Consider the following 14,732-nt stretch of genomic DNA (forward strand, 5'->3'; position numbering starts at 1 on the left):
TCGAAATTCGTCTGCTCGGCCACGCCTACTCGGCGGCTTGCTGCGGACGAAAGCCGTCCGGAAAATATTTGATCACGGAGGTCAGCGGATTGGAGGCCGCCTGACCGAGGCCACAGATGGACGCATCGCGCATCGCCTGGCTCAATTGGTCGAGCAGTTCCTTGTTCCAGACCGGCTGCTGCATCAACAGCGCCGCCTTCTCGGTTCCGGCGCGGCACGGCGTGCATTGCCCGCAGCTCTCGTCCTCGAAGAACTTCATCAGGTTCAGCGCGGCATCCCTGACGTCATCGGCCTGCGAGAGCACGACCACGGCGGCGGAGCCGATGAAGCAGCCATATTTCTCCAGCGTGCCGAAATCGAGCGGGATGTCGTCCATCGACGCCGGCAGGATGCCGCCGGATGCACCGCCCGGCAGATAGGCCTGCAAGGTATGGCCATCGGCCATGCCACCGCAGAACTCGTCGATCAACTCGCGCAGCGTGATGCCGGCGGGAGCGAGCTTGACGCCGGGATTCTTGACGCGTCCCGACACCGAGAAGCTGCGCAGGCCGTGGCGTTCGTTGCGGCCGTGGCTCTTCCACCAATCGGCGCCCTTCTCGACGATGTCGCGCACCCACCACAACGTCTCGATGTTGTTGATCAGCGTCGGCAGGCCGAACAGCCCGACCTGGAACGGATATGGTGGCTTGTGCCGCGGCAGGCCGCGCTTGCCCTCGATCGATTCCAACAGCGAGGATTCCTCGCCGCAGATATAGGCGCCGGCGCCGCGCCGCAGATGCAGCGTCGGACCACCCGGTGGGAGCTTCGCGATCTCGCGCGCGAGGATGTCGCGGCAGGCCGGGTACTCGTCGCGGATATAGATGTAGACTTCCGGCGCCTCCACCACGTGGGCGCCGATCAGCATGCCCTCGAGGAAACGATGCGGATCGGTCTCGAGATAATAGCGGTCCTTGAACGTACCGGGCTCGCCTTCGTCGCCGTTCACCGCCATCAATCGCGGACCGGGCTCGCCGAGCACCGCGCGCCACTTGCGGCCGGTCGGAAAACCGGCGCCGCCGAGGCCGCGCAGCGACGCATCGTCGAGCGCCTTCAGCAGGTCTTCGCGCGGCAGCTCGCCTGAGCGCAGGCGCGCCAGCAGCCGGTATCCGCCGCCCGCCACATAGGCGTCGTAGTCGACATATGGCGGAAGGTGCACATGGGTGTCGCCGCTCTTCGCCGCCGCCAGCACATTGGTGACGGTCGCATGATCGACGAAGTTGTGGCCGACCTCGGCAGCGGGCGCGGTGTCGCAGCGGCCGACGCACGGTGCGCGCACGACGCGGATGCCGGGGCCGGCGCGGTTCTGCAGATCCTTCAACAGCTGTTCGCCGCCGAGCATCGCGCAGGTCAGCGAATCGCAGACACGTACGGTGAGCGGCGCGATGTCAGCCTCGCCTTCCTTCACGATGTCGAAATGCGCGTAGAAGGTGGCGGTCTCGAACACTTCGGCGAACGACAGCTTCATCTCGTCGGCGAGCGCGGCAAGATGCGCCGCCGAGATCTGATGGTATTTGTCCTGGATCAGATGCAGATACTCGATCAGGAGGTCGCGCCGCCTCGGACGATCGCCGAGCAGCGTCTCGATCTCATGGGCGGCCACGGGGTCGACCTGGCGTCCCTTGGGCGTAGCCTTCGCTCGCTTCCTGCCCTGTCCGGGATGCTCGAACGCACGAACCTTGTGAACGTCGTCTCGACTCATGAAGCCTCGCCTTGGGAACCACGCTTTGCGCGAATTGCACTGCTTCGACGAACTCTATTCTCTGGTATGCCAGAGGCAAGCAGTTTTAGAACGTCTCTAGCAGCGTCGGGTTGCCGCGTAGGCCATTGTTTATGTTTGCCTATCGGGCGATCTGATTTTGCTATCGCGCACCCGTCGCGCTGCGCGGTCCCGACCGCGTTTCAGCTCTCACAGCAGGTCGGCGTAGCCGAGAAAGCCGACGGCATCGCCAGGTTCAACCCGCACCACCGACTCGCCGAGTTCGACCAGTCCATCGGTCTCGATCAGCGACGACAGCAGACCGGCTCCCTCGCGAGGAAACTTGTTCGCTTCCAGCGTACCGTCCGTCGCCCGTCGCAGCGAGACGCGGACATATTCGCGCCGCCCACTCTTCTTCTTGTAGCTGAAGGCCGCCCGCACCGGCATCGACAGCAAGGGGGACGGCACAGCGCCCGATAGCGCCAGCACGGTCGGCCGCACGACATGAACGAAGGTGACGAAGCTCGCCACCGGATTGCCGGGCAGGCCGATCAGCGGGGTGCCGTCGATGATTCCCATCGCCACCGGGCGGCCGGGCTTGATCGCCATCCGCCACAGCACCAGCGAGCCCGCCTGCTCGATGCCGGCCCTGACGTGGTCCTCTTCGCCGGTCGAGACCCCGCCGGTGGTCAGGATCAGGTCGTAGCGCCGCGCGACCTGCTTGAGCGCCGCGGCGAGCTCGGCCCGCTCGTCGCGCAGGATGCCGAGATCGCCGACCTCGCAACCGAGCCGCCGCAACATCGCCATCAGCATGAAGCGGTTGGAATCGAACAGTTGCGCTTCGGTGCGCGCGCTGCCGGGCGCAGCCAGTTCATCGCCGGTCGAGAACACCCCGACGCGAAGCCGCCGCACCACATCGAGCGTGGTGAGTCCGAAGGCGGCGGCGACCGCGATATCCTGCGGCCGCAGCCGCCGGCCCGCCGCCAGCGCGACGTGGCCGCGCGGAATGTCTTCGCCGCTGGGGCGCACATTGGCGCCGACCTTGAGGCCGGACGGCAGGATCACACGCCCGGACTCGTCGATCCGCACGTCTTCCTGCATGAACACGGTGTCGGTGCCATCGGGCATCGGCGCGCCGGTGAAGATCCGCACCGCTTGGCCCGCCTGCGCCGGCTGCGCCGACGCGCCCGCCTGCACCCGTCCGGCAACGGGAAACGCGCGCTCGCCGCTCGCCGGCAGGTCCGCGCCGGATACCGCGTAGCCGTCGACGGCGGAATTCTTGAACGGCGGCAGCGCAAGCGGCGCGACAATGTCGCCGGCCAGGATGCGTCCGTCCGCATCCACCAGGGCAACGGCTTCGGTCTCGCCGACAGGCTTGACCCGCGCGGCGATGATCGCGACGGCCTCATCGACCGACATCATCGGTCCGCCGAATGCGAAGCAGTCGTCCGAAAGCTGCGCCATGATCTCCCTCAGTCCTCGCCATCGACAAGATTTGTTCGACCCGGATCGCGAACTGCGGCGTTATCCTTAAAGCCGGACCGATCGATGGCAGTTCCGCCGACGCGGCGGAGAGTCGCCAGTCAGTCTCCGAACGTGCTTATATCCCTAGCTGCGTTGCCATGTGAACCCATCTGGACGTCAAGCAGTGCCCGAGAAAACCACCGCTCCCATCATTGTTCCTGATCCGGACGATCCGCGCCTGACGGAGCGCGTGGTCGGCGTCGATCAGACCGGCGCGCGGACCGAGATCAAGGTGCCGGTCGAGCGGCCGCTGACGCTGTACCTCAACGCGCAGGAGATCGTCACGATGATGACGATCAACGACTACCCCGAATACCTCGCGCTCGGCTACCTGCTGAACCAGAACATGCTCAAATACGACGACGTCGTCACCGAGGTCGAATATGACGACGATCTCGAGGTCGTCGTGGTGCGTACCGCGCACCACACCAATTTCGAGGCCAAGCTGAAGAAGCGCACCCAGACCTCGGGCTGCGCCCAGGGCACGGCGTTCGGCGACCTGCTCGAAGCCGTCGAGAAGGTCGCGCTGCCGAAGGCCGAACTGCGAACCTCCTGGCTCTACCGGATGACGCACACCATCAACACGATGCCCTCGCTCTATCTGGAAGCCGGCGCTATTCACGGCTGCGTGCTGTGCAAGGAGGCGACGCCGGTGTGCTACACCGAGGATGTCGGCCGGCATAATGCCGTCGACAAGATCGCGGGCTGGATCTACCGGCACAATGTCGATCCGGCCGACAAGATTCTCTACACCACCGGCCGGCTGACCTCGGAGATGGTGATCAAGACGGTGCGGATGGGGATCCCGATCCTGGTCTCGCGCTCCGGATTCACGGCGTGGGGCGTCGATCTGGCGCGGCAGGTCGGATTGACGCTGGTCGGTCGCGCCCGCGGCAAGCGCTTCATCGCGCTGTCCGGTGAGGAGCGGATCGTCTACGACCAGAACCTCGACTATGTCGAAGAGGAATCGATGCGTCACAAGCGCAAGGGCGAGACCGACAATGACTGACATTCCGGGGACTAGCATCCCGGGCGTGCTGCTCGCCGGCGGCCTCGCGCGCCGGATGGGCGGCGGCGACAAGCCGATGCGCAAGATCGCGGGCCGCACCATTCTGCAACGGGTGATCGACCGTCTCGCTCCGCAATGCAGTGGGCTGATCATCAACGCCAATGGCGACCCGGCGCGCTTCGCCGCGTTCGGCCTTCCGGTCGTCGCCGACGATGTCGCCGACTATCCCGGTCCGCTCGCCGGCATCCTGGCCGCGCTCGACTGGACCGCCGCCAACCGGCCGGATGCGCAATGGGTGCTGAGCGCCGCGGGCGACTGTCCGTTTCTGCCGTGCGACCTCGTCACGCGCCTGGAGCAAGCGCGCGCGGCCGTGAATGCCGAGCTCGCGGTCGCTTCATCCGGCGGGCAGACGCATCCCGTCATCGGTCTCTGGAGCGTCCGCTTGCGGAACGAGTTGCGCAAGGCGCTTGTCGTCGAGGACGTGCGCAAGATCGACCGCTGGACCGCGCGCTATCCGCTCGCAACGGTCGAGTGGCCGACCGAGCCGCTGGATCCGTTCTTCAATGCCAACACCGTCGAGGACATCGCGGAAGCCGACCGCCTCGCCGCGCTCGACGGCGGATAGAGCATCGGTTCTGATTGAATCAGAACCGAAGCTCTAGATTCTTGTTTTGACGCGTTTTCTTCACGCGAACCGGCGTCCACTTCGCTCGAAAACGCTCTAACGTCCGCCGCCCCACTCAGCTCGGCCACGGCGTGTTGCGGATCCGGGTGCAGGCGTTCGGCCTGTGAAATGTGGGATCGCGCTCCGCGACGAAGTCGAAATTGACGGTGCCGAACGTGGTCTGCGGCTTCTTCAGGGCCGAGCAGGTCTGAACCTCGATGAACTCGTTCTTGAAATCGCCGCGGGGAAACGCGGCAAGGACGCCGTCGCGCTGCTCGGCGGTATAGTCATCGTATCCGACGCCGACGGCATCGACCAATACGCCTGCATTGGTGAGCGCGATTTCAGGCCGCATGTATTGCGGAATGCCGGGCGTGGTGTGCAAGGCGATCGCCTCCCACACCAGGTCCGCTTTGGGCTCGGCGATGCCGTGGCTCCTGAGAAATTTGCGCGCCGCATCGGCGCCGTCGACCTCAAACCGTTTGGTCTCGGTATGAAAATGTTCGACAAGGCCGAGATCATGAAACAGCGCGGCAACATAAAGCAGTTCAGCGTCGAACTTCAGACCTTGCCTGGCACCCTTGAGCGCGCCGAACACAAACACTCGGACCGAGTGATTGAACAACATCTCGGTCTCATATTGCCGCACCAACTCGGCGGCCTCCCGCGCGATCTTGCTGTCCGGGATTCGAATGCCGGAAATCGTGTCCGCCATCATCGCACTCCTGCCCTGTGTAGCGTCCCGGATGCATGCACTGGACGGCCAATGGCGTCACGATTCATGCGCGCCGGCACTCCGCTGCAGTGAATCGTACCACTACCTAACCCGCGAAGCGGCAACCGGAAGGCCCCGGCTGCATGAAGATTCTGCAGGGAGATCGTGAGGCTGGTGCAATATCCGGCTCAGCGCACCTGCGCCACGCCTATCCGCGCCACGCTCCCCGCCTCCGCCGCCCGCAGATAGTCCAGCATCAGACGGCTGGTTGCCGACAGATGCGCGGTGTCGCGGACCACGATCTTCAGCTCGCGCCGTCCCCAATCGTCGCGCAGCGGGATCGCGCGAAGGCCCATGCCGGCGCCGACCACCTCGAAGGCGCGGCCGGGGATCAGCCCGAGCCCCATATTGGCCTGCACCATGCGGCAGACCGCATCGAAGCCGGGCACATTGATGCGCAGCCGCATCGCCTTGCCGGCTTGCGTCGCCGCATATTGCGAGCGCAGATAGATCGAGCTCGCGGTGTGCAAGCCGATATGGTCGAAATCGAGCGTCTCGGTGAACAGCAATGTCTCGCGGCCGGCCAGCCGATGGTCGGCGCGCATCACCACCACCAGATTGTCGTAGCGATAATGGAAGGCCTCGAGCGCGCGGCTGTCGGCCTCGGCCGAGCAGATGCCGATCTCGGCCGCGCCCTCCTCGATGCCGCGCACCACCTGCCCGCTCGGCCGCTCCTGCAGATCGACGCGGAGCAATTCATGCGCGGCGAAGAAGGCGGAGAGATCCTCGGGCAGGTATTGCACGATCGCCGAGAGATTGGCGAGCATGCGGACATGGCCGCGCACGCCTTGCGAATATTCCGACAGCTCGACCGCGATCTTCTCGACATTGAGCAGCGTCACCCGGGCGTGGTGCAGCAGCGCCTCGCCCGCCGGCGTCAGCGCCATGCCCTTGGCGAGCCGCTTGAACAGCGTAACGCCGAACGCCAGCTCGAAATCGTTCATCCGCTTCGACACCGCCGACGCCGCGATCCCCTCGCGCTGCGCGGCGCGGGTGAGGTTCTGTTCGTCGCAGACCGCGACGAACAGGCGAAGCGTTGTCAGGTCGACCCGGCGCGTCAGCGCGGTCTCCGCCGGCGTGGCGGCGCGCGGAAGGTCTGTCACGATGGAGGAGATCGGCATGGACGGCGTTCCCCGGGAAAGAACGCAGCGTAGCGCTGGAGATGGCGCGGAAGATTCCAAAGCAATGCGGGATGGAGCGGAATATTGGTAAATGATTCCAACGGTAACCGAAATGGTCTAATTTTATTCCAATCTGGCCAACTACCGCCGTCATTGCGAGGCGCGAAGCGACGAAGCAATCCATGTATCAGGAATCGGAGAGATGGATTGCTTCGCTACGCTCGCAATGACGGAGGACTCTCGCTCTAGATCTGCACGCCCAAACGAAAAACGCGGCGCCAGGGCGCCGCGTTTCAACCTGTCGGTCGACCGCGCTCGTCAGCCCGCAGCCTTGGCCGGGACGTCGCGCTGGCGCTTCATCACGATCTTGTTCAGCGCGCCGAGATAGGCCTTTGCGGAGGCGACCAGCGTGTCCGGATCGGCGGCGCGGGCCGTCATCGAGCGACCTTCATGGGCCAGACGCACCGAGACTTCGGCCTGCGCGTCGGTGCCTTCGGTCACCGCGTGCACCTGATAGAGCTCCAGCTTGGCCTCGTGCGGCACTAGGCGCTTGATGCAGTTGAAGACGGCGTCGACCGGGCCGTTGCCCTCGGCCTCCTCGATCTTGATCTGGCCGTCGACGTCGAGCTTCATGGTCGCGCGCTGCGGGCCATGGGTGCCGGCGATCACGGTCAGCGAGGTCAGCTTGATGCGGTCGTGCGCGGCCGCCATCTCCTGGTCGACCAGCGCCTCGATGTCCTCGTCGTAGATGTCCTTCTTGCGGTCGGCCAGCGCCTTCATCCGCGTAAAGGCATCCTCCAGCTGGTTGGCGCCGAGCTTGTAGCCCATCTCCTCCAGCTTGTGGATGAAGGCGTGGCGGCCGGAATGCTTGCCGAGCACCAGCGAGGACTGCTTCAGGCCGACCATCTCGGGCCGCATGATCTCGTAGGTCGAGGCGTCCTTCAGCACGCCGTCCTGATGGATGCCGCTCTCATGCGCGAACGCGTTACGGCCAACGATTGCCTTGTTGTACTGCACCGGGAACGAGGTGGCCGCGGACACCACCTTCGAGGCGCGGGTGAGCTGCGTGGTGTCGATCTTGTTCCAGAACGGAAACTTGTCGTTCCGCACATTGATCGCCATCACGATCTCTTCCAGCGCGGCATTGCCGGCGCGCTCGCCGATACCGTTGACGGTGCACTCGACCTGCCGCGCGCCGCCGACGACGCCGGCCAGCGAGTTCGCGACCGCCATGCCGAGGTCGTTGTGGCAATGCACCGAGAAGATCGCCTTGTCGGAATTCGGCACGCGCTCGATCAGCGTGCGCATGAAGTGGGTGTATTCCTCCGGCACCGTGTAGCCGACGGTGTCGGGGATGTTCACCGTGGTGGCGCCGGCCTTGATCACCGCTTCGACGATCCGGCACAGATAGTCCATCTCGCTGCGGGTGCCGTCCTCGGCCGACCATTCGACGTCGTCGATCTGGTTGCGGGCGCGGGCGACCATCGCGACCGAGGTCTCGATGACCTCCTCGGGGGTCTTGTTCAACTTCACCCGCATATGCAGCGGCGAGGTCGCGATCACGGTGTGGACGCGGCCGCGGCGGGCGAACTTCACGGCTTCGGCGCAGCGGTCGATGTCGGCCGGATGGGCACGGGACAGGCCCGCGATGACCGAGTTCTTGGAGCGGCGGGCGATCTCGCTGACCGCCTGGAAATCGCCTTCCGAGGTGATCGGGAAGCCGGCCTCGATGACATCGACGCCCATGTCGTCCAGGAGTTCGGCGACCTCGAGCTTCTCCTCGAAGGTCATGGTGGCGCCGGGGCACTGCTCGCCGTCGCGCAAGGTGGTGTCGAAAATGATGACGCGGTCCTTCTCGGACTTGTTCGCGGTGGCCATGTCAGAAATTCCTTTAAGCTTTGCGCCCGTCATGTTGCTCCTTGAGCAATTACTTGGGCGATATCAGGGTTCGGTGATCTCGTACAAACCCCTGAGTGCCCAGGCGCAAACGCCCAGCCGGCCCTCAGGGGCAGGTAAGAAGAAGGCCGCCAATAAGCAGGGTGGGCGCTGCGGCAGGGATCGCGGCGGTAGCCTGGGCCACCTCCCCTGAAATCCCATCAATTTGGCCGCGAATCAGCATTGCCAGACCCTGTTGAGCGCCAAAATCCTCGGGCAAAACCATTGACGGTTGGTTGCCGGGACGCGCTGTGCGCCGTCGTTCTAGACGATTATGGCAAGCTGCCGCAATGGGTAAAGATGGTCAGGTGGATTGACCTATCGTCATCGCATGGCTGGGGCGCGATCGCCCTCACCTGACTTCCGCCCGGGGCTCAGCTCGTTGCACCGCGGGTATCATCGCCCATGCTCCTCGCCGGACCACAGCCACGTGCCGCAGCATCCAGGTGTGAAGCCAACCAGCGAGGATCACGGACACGATCGTGATCACCAGACCGCCGATCAGGTCCGCGACGTAGTGACCGCCGACGATCGGCGTTGCCAGGATCATGCCCAGATTGACGAGCGTCATCGGGATGCGCAGCCAGCGGATGTTCCAGCTTGCCCAGATCAGGATCAGGGCTGCCGCGCAATGGAAGCTAGGAAACGCGATCAGTCCCTTGCCCTGGAAATTGCGCAGGCTTCTGAGGCTTCCTTCGCGAATCCGGATCAGCTCATCGATCCAGCCGTCGGACGACAGCGGCAAATTCCGGAACGAGGATATCTCGGTATCGCTGAGATGCAGATGGGTCCACGCGGTGGTGGCCGGAACCAGGGCAAAAATCCCAATCGTCAGCAGCAGTGATATGATCGCCGCCAGGATGAATTTCTCAAGCGTCTTGACATCCTTCTTGATGGCCAGCGCCAGGATCACAACATTGGGCAGATAAAAAATCGAGTTATAGAATTCGCTCACGAAGCGGACCATCGTGTCCGAGCCCGCGAAGAACCCCGCATAAGCTCTCCAATCATATCCGATCAGCTGATCAGCACGCAGCAATTGGTCGTCGATCAGGGGACGGCCGACTGTCGCGGCGGCATAGGTCAACATCGTCGCGGCGATCGCAACCACCAGATTCTGCGACCAGCAGTTTATGAACAATTGGACGAATTGGATTCGCAGTCCCTTTGTCACGAGGTAGGCGCTGAGCAAGATCGCTGCCATCCCGCCATAGCCGGCCCAATTGACATCGACGTGCCGGAATCCGGACCAATGGAAGGCAGCAAAGCAACCAGCCAGGAACAGCAGGACAGGCGCCCATAGCACGCCCGTCAGTGCGTCATCGTTCGGGTTGTGACTGCCTGTCGCTAAATCTGTGGTTGCCATACCCCCATGTTGCGTCAATTCATTAAGATTGCCTTGCGAGCGGCCGGTACGCGCTGGGAATATCCGCATGCGACAAACATGGGACGCGGCGCCTACTTCTTTGCAGACGTCTTCTCGCCCGCCCCGCCCTTGCCTTCCGCCTCCAGCGCCGCGCGGACGCGCTTGAATTCGCTCAAGTCGGCCTTGTCGACTTCGGGGAATTTCAGGTCGAGCCCGTCGAGGGCGTTGACGATGGTCGAGCCGATCACGACGCGGGCGAACCATTTGTGGTCGGCCGGCACGATGTGCCAGGGCGCCTCTTTGGTTGCGGTGTGATGGATCATGTCCTGATAAGCGGCCTGATATTTGGCCCACAGCTTGCGCTCGGCGACGTCGGCCATCGAGAACTTCCAGTTCTTGGCCGGCTCCTCGAGCCGGTCGAGGAAACGCTGGCGCTGCTCCTCCTTGGAGACGTTGAGGAAGAATTTCAGGATCACGGTGCCGTTGCGCGACAGATAGCGCTCGATCGACGCAATGTCCTCGAAGCGTTCGCGCCAGATGTTCTTGGTCACCAGCTTCTTCGGGATCTTCTGCTTGTCGAGCACTTCCGGATGCACCCGCACCACCAGGCACTCCTCGTAATAGGAGCGGTTGAAGATGCCGATGCGGCCGCGCTCCGGCAGCGCGATCATGGCGCGCCACATGAAGTCGTGGTCGAGCTCCCTGGTCGAAGGCTGCTTGAAGGAGGAAACCTCGCAGCCCTGCGGATTGACGCCCTCGAACACGCTCTTGATCGCGGAATCCTTGCCGGCGGCATCCATGCCCTGGAAGATCAGCAGCAGCGACCAGCGGTCCTGGGCGTAGAGCTTCTCCTGGAAGTCGTTGAGCCGCTTGCGGTTGGCCTCGATGATCTTGCCGCCGGCGTCCTTGTCGATGCCGCCCTTCTCGGCGGTCGGATACGATTTGAGGTGAAATTCGCCCGACCCGTCGAAGCGGAACGGCGCGACGAAGGGCTTCAGTTCATCGGCGAGCGATGGGGACGGTTTGTTGCTCATGGCTTCTCGACGGCTTGCGCGGCGATTTGATCCGGTCGATCACGCTACCAAGAATGCCCTTGGGCAGGAAGATGATGAACAACACCAGCAGTACGCCATAGACCAGATTGTCCCAGCCGACCGCCTTGGTGCCGAAAGAGATGCGCAACACCTCGGCCAGCACGATGGTGATGACGGCGCCGACCGTCGGTCCCAGCGCGACATAGACGCCGCCCACGATCGCCGCGAACACCATCTGCAGGGAGACCGCGATGCCGCTCACCGTGTCGGGCGAGATGAACATCTGGTACTGGCAGTAGAGCGCGCCCGACAGCGCGGTCATCAGCGCGCTGATCAGGGTGATCTTGAGCTTCTCGGCGGTGACGTTGACGCCCGCGGCGGCGGCGGCATCCTCGTCTTCCGAGATCGCCTCCATGGCATGGCGGATCATGCTGCGATCGATCGCGCGCCAGATCACGAGGCCTGTGATCCAGACCGCGAGCGCGATCAGATACCAGGTGGTCTTGTCGTCGAATTGCAGCGCGAGCAGCCCCTTGCCGCTCGGGGCGCGCTGCGGGGTGTAGCCGAGCGAGCCGCCGGTATAGTCGCGGGTCGCGGTGATGACCTGCAGCACGATGCCCGACAGCGCCAGCGTCACCAGTACGAAATAATGCCCGGTGATGCGGAAGCGGAAGCAGGGATAGGCGACGACGAGCGCGAGCACGCCGGCGGTCGCCATGCTGACGGGAATGCCGATCCAGGGGGACACGCCGAGATGGTTCCACAGCAGCGCGGTGACATAGGCGCCGATGCCCATGAAGCCGCCATGGCCGAGCGAGACCAGGCCGAAGCGCCCCATGATCGACCACGAGGTGTAGGCGAACGACCAGATCAGGATCAGCACCAGCACGTGCAGATGATAGGGATCGCGATGCACAAAGGGCACCGCGACGAGCGCGATCAGCGCGATGATCCAGCCGGCGGCTTGCCTGTTCACGAGCGCCTCGCCAGGAGGCCCGCGGGCCGGATGAACATCATGACGATGAAGAAGGCAAAGGCCAGCACGTAACCCCATTCGAGATCGGAGAACAGGCCGCCGAGCGAGATGATCTCGGCGAACACGAAGGCCGCGATGAAGCCGCCGATGAAATTGCCGAGCCCGCCGAGCACGCAGATCAGGAAGGTGATCGGCCCGAACGACAGGCCGACGAACGGATGCACGTCATATTGCAGCACCAGGAGGCAGGCGGCGAGGCCGGCAAGCCCGCCGCCGATCGCCGAAGTGACGAGATAGATGCGCTTGGGGTCGACGCCCATCAGCGGCATGATCTGGCGGTCCTGCGCGATGGCACGGATCGCGGTGCCGGTGAAGGTGCGGGTCAGGAACAGATAGACGCCGATCATGCCGAGCAGCGCGGCAGCGAACGACAGCAATCGCGCGTAGCTGAAATTCATCTCGCCGAGCGCGAGCACCGGCAGGCGGATGCCGAGATTGCGGAAGTCGATGCCGAAGGCGACGGTGGCAAAGCTCTGCAGGATGAACAGCACGCCGCCGGTGGCGAGCAGCTGGTTGATCGGCGGCGCGGTCAGGAGCGGGGCGATCACGAAGAAATGCAGCGCGGCGCCGAGTAGCGCCACCAGCAGGATCACCAGCGGCGCGGCGGCCCAGTATGGCAGGCCGTAGTACTGCACGAGATAGTACATGCCGTACATGCCGATCATGACGAGTTCGGCGTAGCAGATCCAGGTGACGTCGATGACGCCGAAGATCAGGTTGAGCCCGAGCGCAAGCAGCGCCAGCACGCCGCCGAGCAGGATGCCGTTGATGACGGCCTCCAGCAGGTAGATGTCGAAGATGTCGAGGAAGGATTGCATGGTGGCTCTGCCTTAGACCGAGGCGTCGTCATCTGGCCGAACTCGAACTAGCGCAACCGTCATCCTGAGGTGCGAGCGGAGCGAGCCTCGAAGGATGCACGGCCCGTCTGTGGCCGATTCATCCTTCGAGGCGCGCAAGAGCGCGCACCTCCCGAGCGAACGCAAACGCGTTCGTCCGGGGATGGCGGGGAAATATGTGAGTGCGCTTGCTCGATTCACGATCATTACCCCCTCACACCCCGAGATATGCCTGCTTGATGGTGTCGCTCGCCGCGAGCTCCGCCGCTGACCCGGCGGCGCGGATGCTGCCGGCTTCCAGCAGATAGGCGCGGTCGACCACGCGCAGCACCTGCTGCACGTTCTGCTCGACGATCAGGACCGTCAGCCCGCTTGAGCGGATGCGCTTGACGAGCTCGAACACCTGCTGCACCACGACCGGCGCGAGGCCGGCCGACGGCTCGTCGAGCAGCAGCAGTTTCGGGTTCGACATCAGCGCACGGCCGATCGCGCACATCTGCTGCTCGCCGCCCGACATCGTGCCGGCCATCTGGTGCTGGCGCTCCTTCATGCGCGGAAACAGCTCGAACACGAACTCCAGCCGCTCGGCGTAATGCGCGCGGGCACCGGGCATGTAGGCGCCCATCTTCAGGTTGTCGGCGACGGTGAGCCGGGGAAACAACCGGCGATTTTCCGGCACATGCGCGATCCCGAGGCTGACGATGCGATGCGGAGGTGTCGCGATGACGTTCACGCCTTCCATCGCGATCGTGCCCCTGATCGGGCGGATCAACCCTGAGATCACCCGCATCAGGGTGGTCTTGCCGGCGCCGTTCGGGCCGATCACGCCGACCGCCTCGCCCGCCTTGACGTCGAGGCTGACGTCGAACAGCGCCTGGAAGCTGCCATAGCCCGCGTCGATCGATCTCAATTCCAGCATGCGCTCACGCCCCGATCCGGCGCCGCGCCTGGGCTGCGGCCGCCGCTGCGAGGCTCGCATCCGCATCGGTGCCGAGATAGACCTCGATCACTCTTGCGTCGCCGGCGACATCGGCCGGCAGGCCCTCGGCGATCTTCTCGCCGTGATCGAGCACCATCACGCGATCGACCACGCGCATCAATACGCCCATGATGTGCTCGACCCAGATGATGGTGATGCCGAGCTCGTCGCGGATCCGGCGCAGCATGTCGGCGGCCTGGTCCATCTCGGCCTCGTCAAGGCCGCCAAGGCTCTCATCCGCGAGCAACAGCTTCGGGCCGGTGGCGAGCGCCTTGGCGAGCTCGAGCTTCTTCAACCCGGCGGCGCCCAGGCCCTCGACGCTGGCGTGACGATCGGTCGGCAGCCCGACCATCGCGAGCGCCCGCTCGGCCGCCTCCTCGGCCTTGCCGCGGCTGTGGCGGCCCTGGCCGTAGAAGCCGGCGAGCACGACGTTCTCGAAGATGCTGAGGCGATGGAACGGCCGCGGGATCTGGAAGGTTCGGCCGATGCCACGGTTGATGATCCGGTGCGGGGCGAGCCCCGCGATCTCGTGGCCGTCGAACAGGATCGAGCCGGAGGTCGGCGGCAAGGTGCCCGACAGCATGTTGAAGATCGTGCTCTTGCCGGAGCCGTTCGGGCCGATCAGGCCGAGGATCTCGCCCTGCTCGACGCGGAACGACACGTTGTTGACGGCACGAAAGCCGCCAAACCGCTTGACCAGGCCTTCGACGGCGAGCAC

At 64.5% G+C, this 14,732-nt stretch carries 13 protein-coding genes; 2 read left to right on the plus strand and 11 right to left on the minus strand.

All coding sequences use genetic code 11. The features are described from left to right. Positions 1 to 25 precede the first annotated feature (25 nt). Together ACVMB1_RS21510 and ACVMB1_RS21515 are read right to left on the minus strand one after the other, a co-directional pair. Positions 26 to 1,738, minus strand: coding sequence for an NADH-ubiquinone oxidoreductase-F iron-sulfur binding region domain-containing protein (locus ACVMB1_RS21510; protein ID WP_057015082.1), 1,713 nt, complete (start codon positions 1,736 to 1,738; stop codon positions 26 to 28). A gap of 207 nt (positions 1,739 to 1,945) precedes the next feature. Further along, positions 1,946 to 3,199, minus strand: a complete 1,254-nt coding sequence (locus ACVMB1_RS21515; protein WP_057015081.1) for a molybdopterin molybdotransferase MoeA — start codon at positions 3,197 to 3,199, stop codon at positions 1,946 to 1,948. A gap of 184 nt (positions 3,200 to 3,383) precedes the next feature. Here ACVMB1_RS21515 and ACVMB1_RS21520 point away from each other — a divergent pair, with 184 nt between their 5' ends. Beyond that, on the plus strand, positions 3,384 to 4,268 hold the full coding sequence (locus tag ACVMB1_RS21520) for a formate dehydrogenase accessory sulfurtransferase FdhD (protein WP_082653657.1): 885 nt from the start codon (positions 3,384 to 3,386) through the stop codon (positions 4,266 to 4,268). Continuing rightward, on the plus strand, positions 4,261 to 4,893 hold the full coding sequence (gene mobA / locus ACVMB1_RS21525) for a molybdenum cofactor guanylyltransferase MobA (protein ID WP_057015079.1): 633 nt from the start codon (positions 4,261 to 4,263) through the stop codon (positions 4,891 to 4,893). Before ACVMB1_RS21520 ends, mobA begins: the two co-directional genes overlap by 8 nt. A 115-nt stretch (positions 4,894 to 5,008) precedes the next feature. Here mobA and ACVMB1_RS21530 read toward each other — a convergent pair whose 3' ends face one another. The 9 genes from ACVMB1_RS21530 to ACVMB1_RS21570 form a co-directional block, all read right to left on the minus strand. Next, positions 5,009 to 5,647: an HD domain-containing protein gene (locus ACVMB1_RS21530; protein ID WP_057015113.1), complete on the minus strand. Its 639-nt coding sequence runs from the start codon at positions 5,645 to 5,647 to the stop codon at positions 5,009 to 5,011. A 188-nt stretch (positions 5,648 to 5,835) separates the two neighbouring features. Continuing rightward, the gene (locus tag ACVMB1_RS21535; RefSeq protein WP_057015078.1) at positions 5,836 to 6,828 is read right to left on the minus strand and encodes a LysR family transcriptional regulator; all 993 of its coding nucleotides are present in this window, start codon (positions 6,826 to 6,828) and stop codon (positions 5,836 to 5,838) included. A gap of 318 nt (positions 6,829 to 7,146) precedes the next feature. Next, the gene (locus ACVMB1_RS21540; protein WP_038383406.1) at positions 7,147 to 8,706 is read right to left on the minus strand and encodes a 2-isopropylmalate synthase; all 1,560 of its coding nucleotides are present in this window, start codon (positions 8,704 to 8,706) and stop codon (positions 7,147 to 7,149) included. 409 nt (positions 8,707 to 9,115) lie between these two features. Then, positions 9,116 to 10,129, minus strand: a complete 1,014-nt coding sequence (locus ACVMB1_RS21545; protein ID WP_158074158.1) for a phosphatase PAP2 family protein — start codon at positions 10,127 to 10,129, stop codon at positions 9,116 to 9,118. A gap of 92 nt (positions 10,130 to 10,221) precedes the next feature. Next, complete coding sequence (locus ACVMB1_RS21550; RefSeq protein ID WP_057015076.1) at positions 10,222 to 11,163, minus strand: polyphosphate kinase 2 family protein; 942 nt, start codon at positions 11,161 to 11,163, stop codon at positions 10,222 to 10,224. Then, positions 11,129 to 12,139: a branched-chain amino acid ABC transporter permease gene (locus tag ACVMB1_RS21555; RefSeq protein ID WP_057015075.1), complete on the minus strand. Its 1,011-nt coding sequence runs from the start codon at positions 12,137 to 12,139 to the stop codon at positions 11,129 to 11,131. Before ACVMB1_RS21555 ends, ACVMB1_RS21550 begins: the two co-directional genes overlap by 35 nt. Next, positions 12,136 to 13,017 carry a branched-chain amino acid ABC transporter permease gene (locus tag ACVMB1_RS21560; RefSeq protein ID WP_057015074.1) on the minus strand — a complete coding sequence of 294 codons (882 nt, stop codon included), beginning with the start codon at positions 13,015 to 13,017 and terminating at the stop codon, positions 12,136 to 12,138. The genes ACVMB1_RS21555 and ACVMB1_RS21560 overlap by 4 nt, the downstream gene beginning before the upstream one ends. A 232-nt stretch (positions 13,018 to 13,249) precedes the next feature. Next, entirely contained in the window at positions 13,250 to 13,954 is a 705-nt protein-coding gene (locus ACVMB1_RS21565) for an ABC transporter ATP-binding protein (RefSeq protein ID WP_057015112.1), read from the minus strand. A gap of 4 nt (positions 13,955 to 13,958) precedes the next feature. After that, positions 13,959 to 14,732: an ABC transporter ATP-binding protein gene (locus ACVMB1_RS21570; RefSeq protein ID WP_050385458.1), complete on the minus strand. Its 774-nt coding sequence runs from the start codon at positions 14,730 to 14,732 to the stop codon at positions 13,959 to 13,961.

Source organism: Bradyrhizobium sp. USDA 4504 (genome assembly GCF_054063995.1).